Source organism: Bradyrhizobium sp. Ken51 (genome assembly GCF_055807435.1).
This window is the reverse complement of the sequence record NZ_JBVVPB010000007.1, coordinates 1-20,881: the sequence shown is the minus strand read 5'-3', so window position 1 is coordinate 20,881 and position 20,881 is coordinate 1. Positions and strand designations below refer to the sequence as shown.

At 63.7% G+C, this 20,881-nt stretch carries 21 protein-coding genes and 1 tRNA gene; 11 read left to right on the top strand and 11 right to left on the bottom strand.

Annotated elements, in window-relative coordinates:
- Nucleotides 1-28: 28 nt before the first annotated feature.
- Nucleotides 29-994: a complex I NDUFA9 subunit family protein gene (locus AC0L27_RS14135; protein ID WP_354205629.1), complete on the bottom strand. Its 966-nt coding sequence runs from the start codon at nucleotides 992-994 to the stop codon at nucleotides 29-31.
- Between the two features lie 163 nt (nucleotides 995-1,157).
- Here AC0L27_RS14135 and AC0L27_RS14130 point away from each other — a divergent pair.
- Nucleotides 1,158-1,244 (top strand) — tRNA-Leu (locus AC0L27_RS14130).
- 221 nt (nucleotides 1,245-1,465) lie between these two features.
- Here AC0L27_RS14130 and AC0L27_RS14125 read toward each other — a convergent pair.
- Complete coding sequence (locus AC0L27_RS14125) at nucleotides 1,466-1,927, bottom strand: lysozyme inhibitor LprI family protein (protein ID WP_354205651.1); 462 nt, start codon at nucleotides 1,925-1,927, stop codon at nucleotides 1,466-1,468.
- 636 nt (nucleotides 1,928-2,563) lie between these two features.
- Here AC0L27_RS14125 and AC0L27_RS14120 point away from each other — a divergent pair.
- The 9 genes from AC0L27_RS14120 to ptsN all read left to right on the top strand — a co-directional run bounded on the left by AC0L27_RS14120 (nucleotide 2,564) and on the right by ptsN (nucleotide 12,283).
- Nucleotides 2,564-4,087 carry a hypothetical protein gene (locus AC0L27_RS14120; RefSeq protein WP_354205653.1) on the top strand — a complete coding sequence of 508 codons (1,524 nt, stop codon included), beginning with the start codon at nucleotides 2,564-2,566 and terminating at the stop codon, nucleotides 4,085-4,087.
- On the top strand, nucleotides 4,084-5,604 hold the full coding sequence (locus AC0L27_RS14115) for a glycosyltransferase family protein (RefSeq protein WP_473319469.1): 1,521 nt from the start codon (nucleotides 4,084-4,086) through the stop codon (nucleotides 5,602-5,604). The genes AC0L27_RS14120 and AC0L27_RS14115 overlap by 4 nt, the downstream gene beginning before the upstream one ends.
- A gap of 119 nt (nucleotides 5,605-5,723) precedes the next feature.
- Complete coding sequence (locus AC0L27_RS14110; protein ID WP_275168874.1) at nucleotides 5,724-6,338, top strand: ribonuclease D; 615 nt, start codon at nucleotides 5,724-5,726, stop codon at nucleotides 6,336-6,338.
- A gap of 144 nt (nucleotides 6,339-6,482) precedes the next feature.
- Entirely contained in the window at nucleotides 6,483-7,211 is a 729-nt protein-coding gene (gene lptC / locus AC0L27_RS14105; RefSeq protein WP_354205657.1) for an LPS export ABC transporter periplasmic protein LptC, read from the top strand.
- A 5-nt stretch (nucleotides 7,212-7,216) separates the two neighbouring features.
- A complete protein-coding gene (locus AC0L27_RS14100; RefSeq protein WP_354064307.1) occupies nucleotides 7,217-7,927 on the top strand; it encodes an LptA/OstA family protein in 711 nt (236 codons plus the stop codon).
- 256 nt (nucleotides 7,928-8,183) lie between these two features.
- The gene (lptB, locus tag AC0L27_RS14095) at nucleotides 8,184-9,182 is read left to right on the top strand and encodes an LPS export ABC transporter ATP-binding protein (RefSeq protein ID WP_354064309.1); all 999 of its coding nucleotides are present in this window, start codon (nucleotides 8,184-8,186) and stop codon (nucleotides 9,180-9,182) included.
- A gap of 91 nt (nucleotides 9,183-9,273) precedes the next feature.
- The gene (gene rpoN / locus AC0L27_RS14090) at nucleotides 9,274-10,887 is read left to right on the top strand and encodes an RNA polymerase factor sigma-54 (protein WP_354064311.1); all 1,614 of its coding nucleotides are present in this window, start codon (nucleotides 9,274-9,276) and stop codon (nucleotides 10,885-10,887) included.
- Between the two features lie 81 nt (nucleotides 10,888-10,968).
- On the top strand, nucleotides 10,969-11,583 hold the full coding sequence (gene hpf, locus AC0L27_RS14085; protein ID WP_275168865.1) for a ribosome hibernation-promoting factor, HPF/YfiA family: 615 nt from the start codon (nucleotides 10,969-10,971) through the stop codon (nucleotides 11,581-11,583).
- 238 nt (nucleotides 11,584-11,821) lie between these two features.
- On the top strand, nucleotides 11,822-12,283 hold the full coding sequence (gene ptsN / locus AC0L27_RS14080) for a PTS IIA-like nitrogen regulatory protein PtsN (protein ID WP_027514736.1): 462 nt from the start codon (nucleotides 11,822-11,824) through the stop codon (nucleotides 12,281-12,283).
- Between the two features lie 232 nt (nucleotides 12,284-12,515).
- On the opposite strand, the gene AC0L27_RS14075 is transcribed toward ptsN, so the two are convergent.
- From AC0L27_RS14075 to AC0L27_RS14040, 8 genes are all read right to left on the bottom strand, one after another.
- On the bottom strand, nucleotides 12,516-12,788 hold the full coding sequence (locus AC0L27_RS14075) for a BQ00720 family protein (protein ID WP_007598581.1): 273 nt from the start codon (nucleotides 12,786-12,788) through the stop codon (nucleotides 12,516-12,518).
- 51 nt (nucleotides 12,789-12,839) lie between these two features.
- Complete coding sequence (locus AC0L27_RS14070; RefSeq protein ID WP_007598583.1) at nucleotides 12,840-13,265, bottom strand: Hsp20 family protein; 426 nt, start codon at nucleotides 13,263-13,265, stop codon at nucleotides 12,840-12,842.
- A gap of 341 nt (nucleotides 13,266-13,606) precedes the next feature.
- Nucleotides 13,607-14,695: a sn-glycerol-3-phosphate import ATP-binding protein UgpC gene (locus tag AC0L27_RS14065; RefSeq protein WP_354205660.1), complete on the bottom strand. Its 1,089-nt coding sequence runs from the start codon at nucleotides 14,693-14,695 to the stop codon at nucleotides 13,607-13,609.
- Between the two features lie 5 nt (nucleotides 14,696-14,700).
- Nucleotides 14,701-15,549 (bottom strand): sn-glycerol-3-phosphate ABC transporter permease UgpE, encoded by an 849-nt coding sequence (gene ugpE / locus AC0L27_RS14060; protein ID WP_354205662.1) that lies wholly within the window; start codon nucleotides 15,547-15,549, stop codon nucleotides 14,701-14,703.
- Complete coding sequence (gene ugpA, locus AC0L27_RS14055; protein WP_354200327.1) at nucleotides 15,549-16,430, bottom strand: sn-glycerol-3-phosphate ABC transporter permease UgpA; 882 nt, start codon at nucleotides 16,428-16,430, stop codon at nucleotides 15,549-15,551. Before ugpA ends, ugpE begins: the two co-directional genes overlap by 1 nt.
- A gap of 47 nt (nucleotides 16,431-16,477) precedes the next feature.
- Nucleotides 16,478-17,794, bottom strand: a complete 1,317-nt coding sequence (ugpB, locus tag AC0L27_RS14050) for a sn-glycerol-3-phosphate ABC transporter substrate-binding protein UgpB (RefSeq protein ID WP_354205664.1) — start codon at nucleotides 17,792-17,794, stop codon at nucleotides 16,478-16,480.
- Between the two features lie 232 nt (nucleotides 17,795-18,026).
- On the bottom strand, nucleotides 18,027-19,244 hold the full coding sequence (locus AC0L27_RS14045; protein WP_354205666.1) for a CaiB/BaiF CoA transferase family protein: 1,218 nt from the start codon (nucleotides 19,242-19,244) through the stop codon (nucleotides 18,027-18,029).
- 176 nt (nucleotides 19,245-19,420) lie between these two features.
- Complete coding sequence (locus AC0L27_RS14040; RefSeq protein WP_007598424.1) at nucleotides 19,421-19,846, bottom strand: organic hydroperoxide resistance protein; 426 nt, start codon at nucleotides 19,844-19,846, stop codon at nucleotides 19,421-19,423.
- Between the two features lie 153 nt (nucleotides 19,847-19,999).
- On the opposite strand from AC0L27_RS14040, the gene AC0L27_RS14035 reads away from it, so the two are divergent.
- Nucleotides 20,000-20,461 carry a MarR family winged helix-turn-helix transcriptional regulator gene (locus AC0L27_RS14035; RefSeq protein ID WP_275168854.1) on the top strand — a complete coding sequence of 154 codons (462 nt, stop codon included), beginning with the start codon at nucleotides 20,000-20,002 and terminating at the stop codon, nucleotides 20,459-20,461.
- A gap of 2 nt (nucleotides 20,462-20,463) precedes the next feature.
- Here the strand turns inward: AC0L27_RS14035 and AC0L27_RS14030 are convergent, their stop codons facing one another.
- Nucleotides 20,464-20,685, bottom strand: a complete 222-nt coding sequence (locus AC0L27_RS14030; protein ID WP_354206423.1) for a GIY-YIG nuclease family protein — start codon at nucleotides 20,683-20,685, stop codon at nucleotides 20,464-20,466.
- Nucleotides 20,686-20,881 lie beyond the last annotated feature (196 nt).

Below are 20,881 nucleotides of genomic sequence, written 5' to 3'. Positions count from 1 at the left end.
TCATGCCCGGCCATGACGGCGGGGATGGTTACGCGCTCTTGCGCTGGAATTGCCCGGCGGCGCGGAAACGCCAGAGATATTGCGGGGCGATCGCTTCCAGCGAGTCGGGCGTGATGCCGAGGCCTTCCAGCGTCAGGCCGGTGGCCTTGGCCGCATCCGACACCACATTGTCGCGCGCGAGCAGCGTGACCTGGTCCGGCGTCAGCTTCAGCGCGCCGGGCGCGAATTGCAGGACGTTGGCCTTGAAGCGGGCGAGGCCAAACGGCAGCGGCATCAGCATCGGCTTGCGATCGGCGATCTCGAGAATGGCCTCGATGATCTCGCGCATGGTCAGCACTTCCGGGCCGCCGAGTTCGTAGGTGGCGCCCGCCTTGGTCTTGCCGTCGACGGCATCCGCGACCGCGGTGGCGACGTCGCCGACATAGACCGGCTGCATCCTGGTTTCGCCGCCGATCAGCGGCAGCACCGGCGACATCCGCGCCAGTGCCGCGAAGCGGTTGGTGAACTGATCCTCGGGGCCGAACATCACGGAGGGGCGGAAGATCGTCGCCGACGGCACCGCGGCCAGGACCGCGGCTTCGCCGGCCGCCTTGGCCCTGGCATAGCGCGAGGGCGATTCCGCGTCGGCGCCGATCGCCGAGACATGGATCAGCTGTGCCCCGGCGGCCGCGGCCGCCTTGGCGATGGTCTCGGCGCCCCTGGCCTGGACGGCATCGAAGCTCTGCGCGCCGCCTTCGGTCAGGACGCCGACCAGATTGATCACGACCTGCGAATCACGCAGCGCCGCCTCGATCGAGGCCGGATAGCGGACGTTGGCCTGGACGGTGTGGACCTGACCGACCTTGCCGGACGGCTGGAGGTACCCGGCCAGCTCCGGCCGCCGCACCGCGACCCGGACCCGGTAGTCGCGCCGGCACAGCGCGCGGACCACATTCCGGCCCAAAAACCCCGATCCGCCGAAAACCGTGACGAGCGTGTCCAGATTCGATGCCATGGGATCCATTCCTGGGGTCCATATCCTGCGGGAAGAGTGCGTCTCGTCAGGCTTGTATCGGGCCGGTTTGCGATGCGCAATCCGCATCCCGAAGCGGGGTTCAAGCATGAATTGACAACCGCGTCACCGAACCGTAGTAACCGCCTCCGTGCCTAACCGGCATGCCCAGGTGGTGGAATTGGTAGACGCGCTGGCTTCAGGTGCCAGTGGCTTAACGGCCGTGAAGGTTCGAGTCCTTTCCTGGGCACCACCTCCTACTCAAGCGATTGAACTCGCTTTTGCAGGGAATTTGAGCTGCTGACCGGTACACAAAACCGAGGCACGGCGCTCATTGCGTACCGAATGGCCTACATCGCTTGTCGGGTCGGCTCGGATCGCAGGCGATCTGGAGGCGGCTGGCTTCAGTCGCTCAGGCAAGCGCTACGCGCCGAAAGGTCGGCAAAGCTGATGACCCCGAGCGCCTAAGAGGGCTTAGTGCTCGTTGACCGCAGCGCCGAGCTTGATCAGGCTCAGCGAGCGGTTCGCGGTCTCGCGCAGGCGGCAGTAGCTCGCGTCGCCCGGGTACATGCCGGGCTCGACCTTGTCGAAGACCGCGCAGAAGCGATCACGCGACGCGGCGAAAGTTTTCTGCGAGTCATTGACCGCCTTGATCACGTCGGCGAACCCGCCGGCCTGAACCTTCTTTAGCGCCTCATTGGTTTTCTGCGTCCAAATGGCGAGTTCGCGCGCCGCGCAGGCTTTCCATTTGGCGACATCGTCATTCGCGCCCTCTGCCGCTTTGATGCAGGGGTCGGCGACGAGCCCGACGCACGCGCCGCCGAAACCGCCGGTTTTCTCCGCGGTCTTCAGGCAGCCATCGATCACCGCAAGTTCGGCTGGCGCGATGCCTTGGGCGAAAGCCATCGATGCGAGCGGGAGGCTTGCGGCGAGCATCGCGGCGGCAAGTTTGAGCTTCATTGGAGATCTCCGTTCGGCGCATCGAAAATATGAAACACAATACCACTGCGAGCGCATGAAGCTCAGCGAGACGGTAGACCGGCGGGTGTGGCGGAAGGGCCGGACGGCGAGTGCGAAGGGAACACGAGGGGGTATGCGGCTTCGGCTACGCCCTCTCCAATCAATGCCTTTGATGCGCCTTGACCTGACTTACGAGATTTTCGACCAATAGGTGATACATGCAAATTTGGTCATCGAAGGCCCAGCGTTGGTTCACCTGAATGTGGAACAGGAGCTACGCTGACGAACAATGACGGCGGCACCGGCCGGACGCCACGAGTTCGTTCATCACGCTCTCGAGCGTCTCTCCCAAATCGGCGCTCACGGCCATGCCGGACCCTCCGTTCAATGTCTAATAACTTTTATTGGGCGCTGAAACTTTCAAGTCTAAACAGCTGCTTAGCGGCCTCGGAAGCCCGCCGTCGCGCCAAATTTCATTCCGCCAAACCCCATCGATTGCACCGTCCGAATTTACCCTACTTTAGACAAACTGGCCCTAAGTCAGCGGGCAGGCTCGCATCCGGCCGTCGGCGAGCGCGGAGCCATCGGGCTCGCTTTGTCGTGAGGGAAGCGGTGGATCAGCACCAGGTCTGGCACGAGCCGGCATTCGACAAGATTGCGAACGCGATCAGCCCGTTCTTCCTGAGATCGGGGACTTATCTGTTCCTGATCTCGTTCATTTGCCTGTTCTACGTCCTGAACGCACCGCTTCTGCTCGGTCACTACGATCTGGGCTGGCATCTCGCGGCCGGAGATCTCATCCAGGAACGCAACGCCATCCCGCTCCAGGATCCGTGGTCGTTCACCCATGGCGACAAGCCATGGCTCAATCTGTCCTGGCTCTGGGACGCGCTCGCCAGTGCGACGTTTCAATACACAGGCTTCGGCGGCCTCGTGCTGTCGACGGTCGCCTGTGGCGCAGCGATCGCCGGCATCCTGACTGCGATCTCTCTTGGCTACGGCGCGTCGGCGATCGCAGTCTGCGTCTCGGTCTTCTTGGCCTGCCTGCTCTATCCCGCTTACGAAGCTTCGCCGAACATGTATCTCGCGGTCTCGCCGAATACATGCACGATGCTGTTCTGCGTCGTCTTCTATCGCGAATGCCTGAGACGAACGCGATGGTTCGTGCTTCCCGTGTTGATGGTGCTCTGGGCCAATCTGCACGGTGGTTTTCTGCTCGGCTTTCTGGTGATTGGCGTGTTCTGCGGCGCCGCCTTGCTCAGAGGGGCCTGGGCCGACCTCAGGATCCTTGCTCTCGCGGCGATCGCGTGCCTTGCCGCGACATTCGTCAATCCGCTCGGCTGGACTATCTATGCCGGTGCCGGCGCGACGATGGGGCACTTCGTCCAGGGCAATATCGGCGAATGGCTGTCCTACTATCACAACATGGAAATGCCGGGCAGCATTCCCGGCATCCTGTACATGCTGGCCTTCGTCGCGCTCGAGCTCCGCTACAGAAACTCCAGACCCATCCCGCTCGAGCCGAGATTGATGTCCTGGCTGTTCCTGATTCTGGGACTGTATCAATTCAGGTACATCGCCTTCTTCTTCATCTTCTCGACCGCGCCGATGGCGCTTCACCTCAGCCGCTTGCTGCCTGAGCGTCTCACTGGTCGCGACGTGCGGGGAGCGTTGCTGGCCGCGGGCATCGTCGGTCTCGGCACCCTGCCGATGGCTTACTTGCGCGTTGCGCCGGCGCTCGCACTTCCGACGATGCTGTCGCGCGAAGATGCCGGCTATCTGCAAAGGCATCTCACAGGTGCGCGGGTCCTGAACAATTGGAATGTTGGCGGCTATCTGATTTTCGCGACGCACGGCACCGTCCCCCTGTTCGTCGATGGCCGCGCCGCGACCGCCTATCCGGACGATTTGCTGCGCGATTATTTCAAGCTGGTAAGCTGGGCGATTGACGAACCCGCGTGGGACATGGTGCTCGACAAATACCGGATCGACGCCGTGCTGTGGGTCAAGGCGCATCAACAGCTGCGGCAGTTCCTGGTGGAGCGGCGAGGCTGGCGCGAGCAATACACCGGCGCCTACGAGACCGTTTACGTCAGGCCGCAATCCGGTTTGGCCGGCGAAGCCAAAACACAATGACGACGAGCACCGCAGCTCTGCCCGCCATCGCACCCGCCGTCAAGGCCGAGAGCTTCGCGACGCGGTACGGCGCCTTGTGCGCATTGCTGCTGCTGGCCGCAGTAGTCCGGCTGCCGCTCGCCTTCTGGCCCAACATCGTTCACGTCGACGAGCTGTATCAATATCTGGAGCCGGCCTGGCGCCTGCTCGGCCACCAGGGGGTCGTCACCTGGGAATGGCGCGACGGCATCCGGAGCTGGTTTCTGCCGACCTTGTTCGCGGGGCCGGTCGCTCTGGGCGACTGGCTTGCGCCGGGCGGGTGGGGCGCCTTCGTCGTGCCTCGCCTGGTGGTCGGGCTTGCCTCGCTGTCGATCGTCGCGACCGCCTGGCATTTCGGCGAACGCATCTCCAGGTCGCATGCCGTCGTCGCGGCGTTTGCCGCCGCGGTCTGGTTCGAGCTGGTCTACTACGCGCCCCACACGCTGAGCGAACCGCTGGCGACGGCCGTGATCCTGCCGGCGGCTTATCTGCTGACGGGCGAGCTGGCGCGAAACCGGCTCTTCACCGCAGGTGCACTGCTTGCTCTCGCCTGTGTCTGGCGCTTTCAATATGTGCCGGCTTGCGCGGTGTTTGCGTTGGCGGCGTGCTGGCGCGACCTGCGAAACGCGATCGCGCTGGTCACGGGCGCATGCGTCGTCCTGGTGCTGTCCGGCGCCCTCGACCTGATTCACGGCTCAGCGCCGTTTGCGTGGCTCGTCCAGAATATTCAGCAAAACCTCCTGCATGACCGCGCATCGGAATTCGGTGACGCGCCGGCGGCCGCGTACGTTCTGCAGGCTTCAATTCTGTGGTCGGGCACGACGCTGCTGATGCTGCTGGCGCTCTGGCGCGGCTGGCGACATGCACCCCTGCTGATCGTCGCGGCCGTCGTGAACGTCGGGTTTCACAGCGTGATCGTGCACAAGGAATACCGTTTCATTTTCCTGTCGATCGTGCTGCTGATCATCGCTGCGGCGCTTGGCTCCGCCGATTGGGTCCAGATGATGCGCCGGCAAAGCGCGTGGCGCTCCCGGGCACTTGCCGTCGTATGTGGCGGCTGGCTGCTGCTCTCCCTCGGTCTGTCGGGCGCTACGCTCATCATGCGCGACAACTGGATGCGCGGCATCGGCGTGGCCCAGTTGATGGCGGAGCTCGAGGTCGATCCGGAGTTCTGCGGTCTGGCCCTCTACGCCATCAACTATCCCTTTGTGCCCGGACGTGGGCAGCTCGCGGCCCGCAAGCCGATCTATTCCTTTTATCGGGACGACCCCCTGGCAAAGGGACGACTTCCGGCTGTGGTGCAGACGCACCAGGCCGGGTTCAACCGCATCATCGGCCCGGCGAGCCTGGCCAGCGAATTGCCGGCGGATTTCTCGCCACGAAGTTGCGCGACAATGAACGATGACAAGCCGGCCTGCGTCTTCGCGCGCCGCGGCGCTTGCGATGCGCCCGCCAGCCCCTTCGACGTCAACGACGTACTCGTACGCCTGAATTACTAGCCGCGCCTGACGCTTGCGCCGGCAGCTGCCAGCGGATACATCGCGGCCGGCCCTCGCCAGCATCTGTCCCGGGGATTAGCCTGCCTAGGCGCATCGATTCGATTGAGGTTTGAAACGCCATGACCGTACGCCTGCACCGCGGCGACCTGCCCGATCTGTCCCGCTACACCGGAGCGGTGGCGATCGACACCGAGACCATGGGCCTGAACCCGCACCGCGACCGGCTCTGCGTGGTGCAGCTCTCGCCCGGCGACGGCAGCGCAGACGTGGTGCAGATCCCCAAAGGGCATACCGACGCGCCGAATCTGAAGGCCCTGCTGGCCAATTCCGCCAACACGAAAATCTTCCACTTTGCGCGGTTCGACGTCGCGGTGCTGTACCAGACGTTTGGTGTCATGACCGGGCCGATCTACTGCACCAAGATCGCCTCCCGCCTGATCCGCACCTATACCGACCGCCATGGCCTCAAGGACCTCGTGCGCGAGGTGCTCAATGTCGACCTCTCCAAGCAGCAGCAATCGAGCGATTGGGGTTCCGACAGCCTGACCGAGCCGCAGCTCGCCTACGCCGCTTCCGACGTGCTGCATCTGCACGGCTTGCGCGAGCGGCTCGATGCCATGCTGGTGCGCGAAGGTCGCACCGCGCTGGCCAAAGCCTGTTTCGACTTCCTGCCGACCCGCGCCCTGCTCGATCTCCAGGGCTGGGCTGAAGAGGACATTTTCGCGCATTCCTAGGCTTTCGCGTGGCGGCCGGATTGGGCGGTCGCCCCGTTTCAGACACTTTCGTAACGGCCTGTCGCAGGCTGCATATTTTGGCGTTGCCGGCTACAATGGGGCGCCCGCCAACCGGACAAGGCGAGCGACACCTCAGGAGCCCAGGTGAATTCGGCCCATAATGTCACCTATGATGCCGCGCTTGCGGCGAAGTTCGCCAGCGCGGCGCGCCACAGCCGCCTGGTGCGGATTCTACGCATCGCGGTGCCGGCGACAGTGGCTGCGGCAATGGGTCTGCTCGTCCTCATCTCGACCATCTTCAACCCGTTCCAGATTCCCGTGAAGCTCGACTCCGGAAATCTCGTGGTGACAGGCACCAAGATCACGATGGAATCACCGCACATGTCCGGCTTCACGCCGGACCAACGGCCCTACGAGCTCTGGGCCAAGACCGCGACCCAGGACATCACCGATCCCGATCATGTCGATCTCCATGATTTGCGCGCGAAGGTGCTGATGGAAGACCAATCGACCCTGTTCCTCGATGCCCGCACCGGAAGGTTCGACAACAAGCAGCAGCAGCTCGACCTGCACAAAGACATCTTCCTGCGCACTTCGACAGGTTACGAGGCGCGGCTGAACTCGGCTTTCGTCGACATGGGCAAGGGCACGGTCTCCTCGGATGAGCATGTCGACGTCAAGCTGACCAACGGAACGCTGACCGCGGATCGGCTGCGGATCACGGAAGGCGGCGACGTCATCCGCTTCGAAGGCAATGTGGTGATGCACCTCGACAAGCTGGACGACCCCGCCGCCGCTCAGCCTGCGCCGGCCGAGCCCGCGTCGCCAGCGAAGACACGTACGCCCCAGAACAAGTCCGCCAATTCAAAGTGATTTTCATGATCAGGTTTTTTCCGCGCAACGACGACAAGCGGCGCGTCATCCCTGGTGCGGCCGCGCTCGCCGTCGGCATCGCACTGGTCGCAACAGGTGCGGCAAGCGCGCAGAGCACGATGCAAGGCGTGCCCAACGCGATGCAGGGCTTCTCGCAGAACCGCGATCAGCCGATCCAGATCGAAGCCGCCTCGCTCGAGATGCGCGACAAGAAGAAGGAGGCGACCTTCTCCGGCAATGTGAAGGTCATTCAGGGCGACACCACCATGACCTCGAAGACGCTGGTGGTGTTTTACGATTCGGGCGGCGACAAGCCGGCCGCGCCGCAGCCTGCGGCGAAGTCGGCAAAGGGGGCGCCGATGCAGTCGGCGACGCCGGGGCCGGGGGGGAACTCCTCGATCAAGCGGCTGGAGGCGCGCGGCAATGTCGTCGTCACCCAGAAGGACCAGGTGGTGACGGGCGAGACTGCCGTGTTCGACACCAGGACCAACCTCATCACCATGCTTGGCGGCGTCGTCTTGACGCAGTGCAAGAACGTACTGCGTGGCGACCGGCTGGCGGTCGACATGACCACCGGCGTGTCGCGTGTGGAATCCGACAGCGGCCGGGTGCAGGCGCTGCTGCCGCAGGGCGGCGGCAATGATTGCGGATCCGGAGGCGCGGCCAAGCCCAATGCGGGACCTCTGCAATTGCCTGGCGCAACCAAGCCCAAATGAGCTGAAGTCAGTCAAAGTAAATTAGAGGAATGATTTCAGACGCTTGGGTCGATCACTCCCGATCCGAGGTTGAAGCTTGCCCGCCGAGACTGTATCTAGCGCGAAGGGCTTTCGAAGCGGGGTCCGCCGCTCTTCGGGCGTGTTTCACTGGGCATGAGACATCCCTTCATTCATGCTGCGTCGGCGAATCCTGAGGCCGGCGCGGCAGATCGCGCGAAGACCGCGCAGGATCGTCGCGAAAGGCTAGAAGGCGGGGATGGTCGATCTCTTCAGCATGTTCCGTCGGCGCCCCGCCAAACGCGGCCGGCCAGGATTTGCGCGCCAGGACATCACCGCACTCGGTGACAGCGTCGGTGGTCTCGTGGCCAGTCCCGTACGGGACGCGCCGCCGATCGCCCGTAACCAGCCGATGCATGCACCCGATCAGTTCCAAGGCGACTATCAGGCCGAGCAGCCCCGGGCCCAGGCGGTTCACCCCGTGAGGGCCGCCGGCAGGCCCAACGGCGCGGGCGGGCCTCAGCTCTTGAAGCGGCCGGGCTTCCTGGCTGTGCATAGCGTGGAAAAGAGTTTTGGCAGCCGCCAGGTCGTGCGCGGCGTCAGCATCTATGTGCGCCGCGGCGAAGCGGTCGGCCTGCTCGGCCCCAACGGCGCCGGCAAGACCACCGTGTTCTACATGATCACCGGCCTGATCAAGGCCGATCGCGGTGCGATCGAGCTCGACGGCCACGACGTCACCAAGCTGCCGATGTATCAGCGTGCGCGGCTCGGCATCGGCTATCTGCCGCAGGAAGCCTCGATCTTCCGTGGCCTTACCGTCGAGCAGAACATCCGCGCCGTGCTCGAAGTGGTCGAGCCCTCGCGCAAGAAGCGCGAGCAGCAGCTCGACTCGCTGCTCGACGAATTCAACATCACGCGCCTGCGGAAATCGCCGTCGATCGCGCTGTCCGGCGGCGAGCGGCGCCGCGTCGAGATCGCGCGCGCGCTGGCGACGCGCCCGAACTACATGCTGCTCGACGAGCCCTTTGCCGGCATCGATCCGATCGCGGTCGGCGATATCCAGGACCTCGTCCGCCACCTCACCAACCGCGGCATCGGCGTGCTGATCACCGACCACAATGTGCGCGAGACGCTTGGCCTTACCGATCGCGCCTACATCGTCTATGCCGGTGAAATCCTCACCGAGGGGAGCCCGGATGAGATCGTCGCCGATCCGGACGTGCGCCGCCTTTACCTTGGCGAGGAATTCCGCCTCTAGCCCGTTTTTCCATTTCGTCAAGACGTGTACATCGGGCTTGGACTAGGATAAGCAAAAATCGGACCAACTTTTTGGGATCGGTTCTTGCTTCATGGCGCTTTCGCAGAGATTAGAGTTCCGGCAATCGCAGTCGCTGGTCATGACGCCGCAGTTGATGCAGGCGATCAAGCTGCTGCAATTGTCCAATCTCGATCTCACGACGTTCGTCGAAGAGGAACTCGAGCGTAACCCGCTGCTGGAACGGGCCAATGACGAGCCGCCCGCCGGCGAGGGCCCGGCCGAGACCGGGCAGTTCAACGATAGCGACGGCGGCCACAACGACGAGCCCGGCGGCGGCCCGGGCGAAGCCTTCGAGCCCGGCCAGGAAGAGTGGATGAGCAAGGATCTCGGCACCCGCGCCGAGATCGAGCAGACCATGGACACCGGTCTGGACAACGTCTTCTCCGAGGAACCCGCCGAGGCGGCTGCCCGCAACGCCCAGGATGCGGCGCCGACCACCTATACCGAATGGGGCGGCGGCGCCTCCGGTGACGAGGACTACAATCTCGAAGCCTTCGTCGCTGCCGAGATCACGCTCGGCGACCATCTCGCCGAGCAGCTCTCGGTCGCCTTCACCGGGGCCGCGCAGCGCATGATCGGCCAGTATTTGATCGACCTCGTCGACGAGGCCGGCTATCTGCCCCCGGATCTCGGCCAGGCCGCCGAACGGCTGGGCGCGTCGCAACAGGACGTCGAGAGCGTTCTTGCCGTGCTGCAGAAATTCGATCCTCCCGGCGTCTGCGCGCGCAATTTGAGCGAATGCCTGGCGATCCAGCTCCGCGAGCTCGACCGCTACGATCCCGCGATGCAGGCCCTGGTCGAGCATCTCGACCTCCTCGCCAAGCGCGACATCGGAGCCTTGCGCAAGGTCTGCGGCGTCGACGACGAGGACATTGCCGACATGATCGGCGAGATCCGCCGGCTCAATCCCAAGCCCGGCATGAAGTTCGGCTCGGCCCGGCTGCAGACCATGGTGCCCGATGTCTATGTCCGGCCGGGTCCCGACGGCGGCTGGCATGTCGAGCTCAACAGCGACACCTTGCCGCGCGTGCTGGTCAACCAGACCTACTATTCGCAGCTCTCGAAGAAGATCGGCAAGGACGGCGACAAATCCTATTTCACCGACGCGCTTCAGAACGCGACCTGGCTGGTGCGCGCGCTCGACCAGCGTGCCCGCACCATCCTGAAAGTCGCAACCGAGATCGTGCGCCAGCAGGACGGCTTCTTCACCCATGGCGTGGCGCATCTGCGACCGCTGAATCTGAAGGCCGTCGCCGACGCCATCCAGATGCATGAATCCACGGTGTCGCGCGTCACCGCCAACAAATACATGGCGACCAATCGCGGCACGTTCGAGCTGAAATATTTCTTCACGGCCTCGATCGCTTCGGCCGATGGCGGCGAGGCGCATTCGGCCGAAGCCGTGCGCCATCACATCAAGCAGCTGATCGATGCGGAGGCGCCGTCCGCGATCCTGTCCGACGACACCATCGTGGAACGCTTGCGCGGCTCGGGCATTGATATCGCCCGCCGCACGGTCGCGAAGTACCGCGAAGCCATGCGCATTCCTTCCTCGGTGCAACGCCGTCGCGACAAGCAGAGCGCTCTTGGTAACGTCCTCTCCACCGCCATGGCCGATCGCTCCCGCAATCCCGAACCGGCCTGATTGCGCCGGCGCCAAATCGCGCTACTCTCGATCTGCTATCGGGCCCAAATCCAGGCCAGGCACGAACCAAGCGAGGTTCACATGACTCTCCGCATCTCGGGAAAGAGCGTCAATGTCGGCGAGGCCCTGCGCGGCCGCGTCACCGACCGGACTGAAGAGGTTCTGCGCAAATATTTCGACGGCAACTACTCCGGTCACATCACGCTGAGCAAGGACGGCTTCGGCTTCCGCACCGACTGTGCGCTGCATCTTGATTCGGGAATTACGCTCGAGGCCGATTCGAACGCACCGGACGCCTATGCCAGTGCCGACCAGGCGCTGCTGATGATCGAGAAGCGGCTCAAGCGCTACAAGAGCCGGCTCAAGGACCGCTCCGCCCGCAAGGCCCATGTCGCCTCCGCGGCGCTGGCCGCCATGGATGCCACGAGCTACGTGCTGGAGGCACCGGGCGAGGGAGAGGACGAGGACGAGATCACCGGCTACAGCCCCGTCATCATCGCCGAGGCCACCACCTCGCTGAAGCCGCTGTCCGTCAGCGAAGCGGTCATGGAACTCGACCTCAGCGGGGCGCCTTGCCTGGTCTTTCAGCACGGTTCCTCGGGTCGGGTGAACATCATCTACCGCCGGGCCGACGGCAATGTCGGCTGGATCGACCCCCCGGGCACCAAGGCGGACGGCAAGGACGGCAAGGCGTGAGGCCGTCGGGCGACGGCCCTGGGGCTCCGCGCCGGGGCCCCTTTCGGCCTTAACAATGACCGGGGCAAAGCTGCACGCGGGAGTTGGCACCGGGATTGCGTTGGAGTAGAAGCCCCCCACATCAGGGGCGAGCTAAGTCCGCCTCCTGCTTCAACTTCTCGACGTCGGCCCGCCCAGGTTCTTTGTCCAGGCTGGCCAATTCGGAACCTGACGTTTTCATTCACCTCGGAAGACTTCCATGCCGATTACCGATCTGGTCGCGCCCGAGGCGATTCTCCCGGCATTGAAGGTCAACAGCAAGAAGCAGGCGCTTCAGGAACTCGCGGCCAAGGCCGCCGAGCTGACCGGGCAGAACGAGCGTTCCGTGTTCGAGGTGCTCCTGCAACGCGAGAAGCTCGGCACCACCGCGGTCGGCTACGGCGTCGCCATCCCCCACGGCAAGCTGCCCAAGCTGGAAAAGATTTTCGGCCTGTTCGCGCGCCTCGATCGTCCGATCGATTTCGAATCGATGGACGGCCAGCCGGTCGATCTCGTCTTCCTGCTGCTCGCCCCCGAAGGCGCCGGCGCCGATCACCTCAAGGCGCTCGCCCGCATCGCCCGCCTGCTGCGCGACCAGGACATCGCCAAAAAGCTCCGCGCCTCGCGCGACGCCCAGGCGATCTATTCGGTGCTCGCGCTGCCGCCGGCGACCGCAGCGTAAGCGTCTCCGCGTCCGGAACACGAGAGCAGGGCACGCCTTAGCCTCACACTCCGTCATTGCGAGGATCACAGCGACGAAGCAACCCAGAATGTCTCCACGGAGAGATTCTGGATTGCTTCGCTTCGCTCGCAATGACGGGGAGATTGCAGCGATCCGTCGTCGAATAAAAACGGGCACGCCTTCCTTCGAAGGCATGCCCGCTTGAAACTCTATTGATGCGACGCGCGCGTGCTCAGTGCACGCTCACCGCTTGCAGCTCATTGCTCCAGGCGTTGGCGATCGCGGCTTCGCGGCTGTCGGTCAGCATGATCGGCGTGCCGTCGGCGGCGTGGAGCGCGAAGAGCTTGAGGCCCGGCGCGATCTTCGGCGCTTCGGGAAACAGGCCCGGCACATCCTCGGAGCGGATCTGCTTCACATAGGCGATATGGCCTTCGCCGAGGGTTGCCAGCGTCTCTGGCGAGACGTTCTTGGCTTCGTATTCGAACGCAACGTGACCTTCACTCATGGTCTCGACTCCTTCACAGAAACTAAGCGGTCGAGTCCGCTACTCGTTCCATTATTCGTGCTCATTGATAGCGATTGTCTTAACGATCCTCTCCGGTTCCGGCCGGGCAAGATCGATCGCCAGCAATCCGTTCTTCAGATCCGCACCCAGCACCAGCATCCCCTCCGCCAGCACGAAAGTGCGCTGGAAGTGGCGCGCGGCGATGCCGCGATGGATGTATTGCCGGGTCTTGTCGTCCTGCTGCCGTCCGCGAATGACGAGCTGGTTTTCTTCAATGGTTACATCGAGTTGGTCGCGGGTGAATCCGGCGACCGCCAGCGTGATCCGCAAACGCTCGGGCTGGCCCTCCGATCGGTCGCACCTCTCGATATTGTAGGGAGGGTAACCGTCGGCGCCTTTGACGACCCGATCGAGCACGCGCTCGATCTCGTCGAAGCCCAGAAGGAACGGACTGGAAAGCGTGGGAACACGAGACATAGTTTACAAAGTCCTCTCGAAGCGACTTTGGTGCATCAGGGCCCGTACAGGCACCCCTTGATCAGCAATATGGGCATATCCGCGTGTAGGTTCAAGGACGTAGCCGGGGGCTGTGGATGGGCCATTTCCGCTTACGTGCACCGTTGCTTCCGCATCGTCATGGCCGGGCTTGTCCCGGCCATCCACGACCTTTACTCGCGCGTGAAGAACGTGGATGCCCGGGACAAGCCCGGGCATGACGACGAGTTAGCCGGCCGAATTCTCTCAACGAAAACAAACCCCCTTCTACTGTGCATGGGGTTGTTTTCGCAGTTTTTTAATCGACGGCCCCCTGGAACCGGTCAGGCCTCGATCCGCGTCCGGCCGTCGCCGCTGAACAGATGCAGCTTTTGGCGCATTGCTGCGACGCGGATCTTCTCGCCGATCGGCGGCGCCTCTGAGCCGGGAATGCGCACGATGACCTCGCCGGGCGGCAGCTCGCCGGGGTTGGCGGCGATGCGCTGCTCGTCCTGAGCCCGCGTGCCGTAGACGAAGGTTTCGGCGCCGACGCGCTCGATCGCTTCCACGGTGAGCGGCAACACGACGCCGTCGGCGGGCGTCTGGTCGGTGATGACGAAATCCTCCGGGCGGATGCCGAGGATTCCGGCGTCAGCCGCGCCGCTGCCGGCGAGCTGCGACCGGATCTCCTCGGGCCGCGTCGACATCAGATTCATCGGCGGCGCGCCGATGAAGGAGGCGACGAAGGTCGTCGCCGGCTTTTCGTAGATCGCCAGGGGATTGCCGACCTGCTCGACCTGGCCGCCATTCATCACGACGAGAATGTCGGCAAGCGTCATCGCCTCGAGCTGGTCGTGGGTGACGTAGATCGACGTGGTGTTGAGCCGGCGCTGCAATTTGCGGATCTCGACCCGCATCGCGATGCGGAGTTTGGCGTCGAGATTGGACAGCGGCTCGTCGAACAGAAATACTTTCGGCTGGCGCACGATGGCGCGGCCCATGGCGACGCGCTGGCGCTGGCCGCCGGAGAGCTGGCGCGGCTTGCGCTCCAGCATCGACGTGAGCTCGAGCACGCGCGCGGCTTCGTCGACGCGGCTCTTGACCTCGGCCTCCTTCATGCCGCGGTTGCGCAGGCCGTAGGCCATGTTGTTGAAGACGCTCATATGCGGATAGAGCGCGTAGTTCTGGAACACCATGGCGATGTCGCGGTCGGCGGGCTCGATCTGGTTGACGATGCGGCCGCCGATGTCGATCTCGCCGCCGGTGACGGTTTCGAGGCCTGCGACCATGCGCAGCAATGTCGACTTGCCGCAGCCGGATGGGCCGACCAGCACGCAGAATTGTCCGTCGCCGACATCGACGTTGACGCCCTTGATGGCCTCGAAGCCGCCGGGATAGGTCTTGCGGACGTTGCGCAGGGTGACGTTAGCCATGAGATTTACTTTTCCGTCTCCACGAGTCCGCGCACGAATAATTTCTGCATCGCTACGACGACGAACACCGGCGGCAGCATCGCCAGCACGGCGGTCGCCATCACGATCGGCCATTCGGTCAGCGCGTCGGTGGTGGTGATCATCTTGCGGATGCCGACCTGGATGGTCTGCATGTCGTCGCGGGTGGTGATCAGCAGCGGCCAGAGATATTGATTCCAGCCGAGGATGAAGAGGATCACGAACAGCGCCGCCATGTTGGTGCGCGACAGCGGCAGCAGCGTATCCCAAAAGAAGCGCAGGGGACCGGCGCCGTCGATGCGGGAGGCCTCCAGCAGCTCGTCCGGCACGGTCATGAAGAACTGGCGGAACAGCAGCGTCGCGGTGGCCGAGGCGATCAGCGGCAGCGACAGGCCGGCGTAGCTGTCGAGCATGTGGAGATCAGCGACGATCTTGTAGGTCGGATAGATGCGCACCTCGACCGGCAGCATCAGCGTGATGAAGATGATCCAGAAGATCGGCATCCGGAACGGAAAGCGGAAATAGACGATCGCATAAGCCGAGATGATAGAGATCGAGATCTTGCCGACTGCGATCAGCAGCGCCATCACCAGGGAGTTCAGCATCATGTTGCCGACGGGCTCGCGGGTCGAGCCGCTCGTGCCGACGAAAATGGTCTGGTAGTAGACCTCGAAGAAATGACCGCCCGGCAGCAGCGACATCTGCCCGTTGGCGATCAGCGCGTTGTCCTGCGTCGAGGCGACGAACGCGATGTAGACCGGGAAGGCGACGATCGCGATCCCGATCCAGAGGATGATATGGGCGATGTAGCGCCGGAAGCCCTCTTCCTCGACCATCAGTAGGTCACCTTGCGTTCGACGAAGCGGAACTGGATTCCGGTGAGCACGATGACCATGACCATCAGGATCACCGACTGCGCCGCCGAGCTGCCGAGATTGCCGCCGAGCAGTCCGTCGGAATAGACCTTGTAGACCAGCGTGACCGTCGACGTTCCCGGACCGCCGCGGGTCATGGTGTCGATGATGCCGAACGTGTCGAAGAAGGCGTAGACGATGTTGACCACCAGCAGGAAGAAGATGGTCGGCGACAGCAGCGGGAAGGTCACGGTCCAGAACCGCCGCATCGGACGGGCGCCGTCGATCGCGGCGGCCTCGAACACGCTCTTCGGGATCGCCTGCAGGCCGGCGAGGAAGAACAGGAAATTATAGGAGATCTGTTTCCAGGCGGCGGCGAGGATGATCAACGCCGCGGCCTGGTCGCCATCGAGCAGCGGATTCCAGTCGATGCCCATATTGCGTAGATAGCGCGAGAGCACGCCGAGCGAGGGATGCAGCATGAAGATCCAGAGCACGCCGACGACCGGCGGCGCCACCGCATAGGGCCAGATTAGCAGCGTGCGGTAGAGCATCGAGCCACGCAGCGGCTTGTCCGCCATCACGGCGAGCAGCAGCGCGAAGGACAGCGACGAGACGGCGATCGCGAACGAGAAGAAGAACGTTCGGACGATCGCCTCGAAATAAGCCGCGTCCTTGAACAGCTCGATGTAATTTTCGAACCAGACAAAGGTGGTCGACAGCCCAAACGCATCCTGGAGCAGGAAGGACTGGATCACCGCTTGCAGGGCCGGCCAATAGAAGAAAATCAGGACGATCGCGAGCTGCGGCGCAACCAGCGCGTACGGCAACAGCCTTGACTGGAAAATGGCTTGCTTTTGCATGATGCCAGCAGAGCGGCAGGCCGGGTCGCGGCCTGCCGCTCATTGCCTCACTTGACGGCGGTCTTTTCGAACTGCCGCAGCATCGTGTTGCCGCGCTCGACGGCGGCATCCAGCGCCTGCTTGGCGGTCTTCTTGCCGGCCAGCGCCTGCTCGATCTCTTCCGACCAGACGTCACGCAGCTGAACCATGTTGCCGAGGCGCAGACCGCGCGAATTCTCGGTCGGCTCCTTGTTGGTCAGCTCCAGCAGCGGGGTCTCGAGGTAGGGCTGATCCTTGTAGAAGCCCTCGGCCTTGGCCTTCTCATAAGCAGCCTTGGTGATCGGCAGGTAGCCTGAGGCCTTGTGGATATAGACCTGGCGATCGGTGTCCGAGAGGAAGGTCAGGAACTTCGCGACGCCCTTGTATTCGTCGGCCGACTTGCCGCCCATCACCCACAGCGAAGCGCCGCCGATGATCGAGTTCTGCGGCGCGCCCTTGACGTCCGGATAATACGGCATCGGCACGGCGGTGAAGGCGAACTTGGCCTGCGCCTTGACGTTGCCGAAGAACGCCGACGAGGTCAGATAGATCGGGCATTCGCCGGAGGTGAAGCGGCCCTCGCCGGTGTTGGTGCGGCCGGCGTAGTCATAGGTCTTGGTCTTCTGCAGCTCGACCAGGGTTTCGAGATGCTTGACCTGAAGCGGACCGTTGAACTCGAGCACGGTGTCGAAGCCGTCGAGGCCGTTGGCCTTGCTGGCGAGCGGCACGTTGTGCCAGGCGGAGAGCTGCTCGAGATTGACCCAGGTGATCCAGGAGCCCGAGAAGCCGCAGGTGTCATGACCGGCAGCCTTCAGCTTCTTGGCGGCCTCGAACGTTTCGGGCCAGGTCTTCGGGATCTCGACGTTCGCCTTCTTCAGCTCGTCGAGGTTCACCCACATCACGGTCGAGGACGAGTTGAAGGGGAATGAGAGCATCTCGCCCTTCGACGTCGAATAATAGCCGGTGATGGCGGGCAGGTAGATCTTGGGATCGAACTTCTCGCCGGCGTCGGCCATCAGCTTGTAGACGGGCTTCACGGCGCCGGTCGCGGCCATCATGGTCGCGGTGCCGACCTCGAACACCTGCATGATGTGCGGGGCATTACCGGCGCGGAACGCCGCGATGCCGGCGTTCATCGTATCGGGATAGTTGCCCTTGTAGGTCGGGATCACCTTGTAGTCGCTCTGCGACGCGTTGAAGTCGGTGGCGAGCTTGACGATGACGTCATTGTTGGCGCCGGTCATCGCGTGCCACCACTGGATTTCGGTCGCGGCCAAGGCCGGCGGGGCCGAGAGTCCAACCGTGAGTGTAATAGCGGCAGCCGCTCCAAAGTGTCGAAGAGCCATCAAGTAAACCTCCCTTGGCCGTTCTCTTAGGCCGTCAAAAATGATCGCTTGCGCTAGCAGCGCCATATGACGTTCACATGACTGTGTAAGCGGCCGAAACGAAAGCGGCAAGCGCTGGAAAAGGGAAGCCGTCAAATAGGCGAATGCCGCGCGCGCATCGTCCTCCGTTCGCGGTGCACAGAGCGCCCGCGCCGCAGTGCGGCATTGCCGTGGGATGTGGAAGGCGAGGGCCCTAGCGCTTGCGCTCGGGTCCGCAGACCGTGCCCTGCTCGACCATCGCGTCGATCTCGGACGTCGAATAGCCGAACTCGCCCAGCACCTCGGCTGCGTGCTGGCTGAATTTCGGCGGCAGGCGACGCAGGCTTGGCTTGCTGCGATCGAGCCGGATCGGGGACGCCACGCCCTTGTACCAGTCCTTCTCGATAATATCGCCGCGCGCGATTGTGTGCGGGTTGGTCAACGCCTGGTCGATCTTCTGCACGGGGCCTGCGGGCAGGCCCGCGGCGAGCAGGCGATTGCACAGCGACTCGGCCTCGTGCTGACTGAACACGGCGGCGAGCTCGGCCCGCAGCGCTTCGCGATTGGCGATGCGGTCCTTGTTGCGCGCAAAGCGCGGATCGGTGCCTAGCTCGGGCTTGCCGATCTCCTTGGCGAGCTTGCGGAAGGTGCCGTCATTGCCGACGCCGATGAAGATATTGTCGGTCTTGGTCGGGAAAATCGCATAGGGCACGAGGTTGGGATGCTCGTTGCCGGTGAGCGAGGGCGGCTTGCCATGCATGAAATAATTCGCGGTGTGCGGATGCATGATGGCGAGACCGGTCTCGTACAGCGTGGTCTCCAGGAACTGGCCCTGGCCCGAGCGCTGCCGTTCCGCCAGCGCCATCAGGATGCCGATCGCCGCATAGAGGCCGGTGCCGATATCGACCAGCGGCACGCCGATCCGCATCGGTCCGCTCTCGGGCGAGCCGGTCGCCGCGATCATGCCGGTCATGGCCTGGATGATGGCGTCATAGCCGGGATTGCCGCCGCGCGGGCCGTCGGCGCCGAAGCCGCAGATCCGGCAATGCACGAGGCGCGGGAATTTTTCGCGCAACATCTCGTTGCCGATGCCCCATTTCTCCAGCGTGCCCGGCTTGAAGTTCTCGATCAGGACGTCGGCGCTCTCCAGCATCTTGAGCAGCACGGTCCGGCCGCCCTCGGAGGCGAGGTCGAGGCCGATCGAGCGCTTGTTGCGGTTGATGCCGATGAAATAGGCCGCGTCTTCCTCGTGGAAGGGAGGGCCCCAGTCGCGCACCTCGTCGCCTGCGGGCGGCTCGACCTTGATCACGTCGGCGCCGTGGTCGGCGAGGATCTGGGTGCAATAGGGACCGCCGAGCACGCGCGTGAGATCGATGACGCGCAGGCCGCTCATTGCGCCCGTGGCAGCTCCAGAACTGACGGCTTCAGTCATGCCTTCGCGTCCCCTGTGTCGATGTGATCACAGGCCTAACGAGGTTCGTCCGAGCCGGCAATGGCTTCCCGCGTAGGGCGTCATGCAGGTCGGTCGCCGCATCCCGCGGCATGGCAAATAATCAAGGGAAGCGGCCGGCCCGAGGGGATCCGGGGTCAGCCGCTTCAGCTAACCGATCAGACGACCGTCAGGCGAACGTCGACATTGCCGCGCGTCGCGTTGGAATACGGGCACACCTGGTGCGCCTTCTCGACCAGCGCCTCGGCTTCCGCGCGGGCGAGGCCCGGCAGCGAGACGGCAAGGTCGATATCGAGACCGAATCCGCCGGCCGCGCGCGGGCCGATACCGACGGTGGAGGTCACGGAGGCGTCGGCCGGAACCTTCGGTCCGCCTTGCGAGGATACGAACTTCATCGCGCCGATGAAGCAGGCGGCATAGCCCGCCGCAAACAGCTGCTCGGGATTGTTGCCGGCGCCGCCGCCGCCGCCGAGCTCCTTCGGCGTGGTGAGCTTGACGTCGAGCGCGCCGTCGAGGGTCGCAGCATGGCCGTCGCGGCCGCCGGTGGCCTTTGCGCTGGTCTTGTAGAGGACGTTCACTGACATTTTCGTCTCCCTGTGTTTTCGGGTGGGGTGGCATCCTTATCGCAAACAATTAGATTGTGCGCAATTGAAATTATGAAGCCTCACATTTAATTGTTCGCAATTGAATGTGGCGCCGGCCGGCCCCAGAATGGAGCTGGTCCTGTGAGATTCTCGATGCCCCGGAAACATTCAGCAGCGGACGCGCCGCTGCGCCTCGACAACCAGATCTGCTTCGCGGTCTATTCGGCCGCGCATGCCTTCAACCGCGTCTACAAGCCGCTGCTGGACCGGCTCGGCCTGACCTATCCGCAATATCTGGTGATGCTGGTGCTGTGGGAGCGTGACGACGTGCCGGTCAAAAGCATCGGCGAAAAGCTGCACCTGGATTCGGGCACGCTGACGCCGCTGCTCAAGCGCCTCGAGGCCGCCCACCTCGTCAAGCGCACGCGCTCGAGCGAAGACGAGCGTCAGGTGCTGATCGCATTGACACCGCAGGGCCACGCCCTGAAGGACAAGGCGCGCGCCGTGCCGCAATCGATCCTGGCGGCGTCGGATTGCTCGGTCTCGGAACTGGTCGCGATGAAGGATGAGATTGTGGCGTTGCGCGATCGGTTGAATGCGGTGATCGGGGAGTAGGGTTAGAGCCGTTTCTTGGCGAAGGCGCGACCGGACGCTGACTTCAGATACTTCTCGAATGCTACGGCTTGCTTCTCGTTGCTGAACGCAACGTAAGTCTTGAGACGCCAAGGCCCGTATTTCGAGGTGTGGGGCACCTCGCCAGCATTGTGCTTTGTCAGTCGGGCGCGCAGATCGTCGGTAATCCCGACATAGAAGTGGAGGGAATCGAGGCTCTCAAGGATGCCCCGGCTGTCGAGGGAGAGCCTAATATATCCGCTTTCGATTGCTGAAGCCCGGCTTCGCCCTGCGGGCTACGCCGCGGCAGCCTTCGCTAGCTTCGCTACGATGGAGCGGAGCTGGCTTGCCGAGCCGAAGCTCGCGAAGCGAGCGAAGGCTGGTGGAGCCAGGCGGGATCGAACCGCCGACCTCTTGCATGCC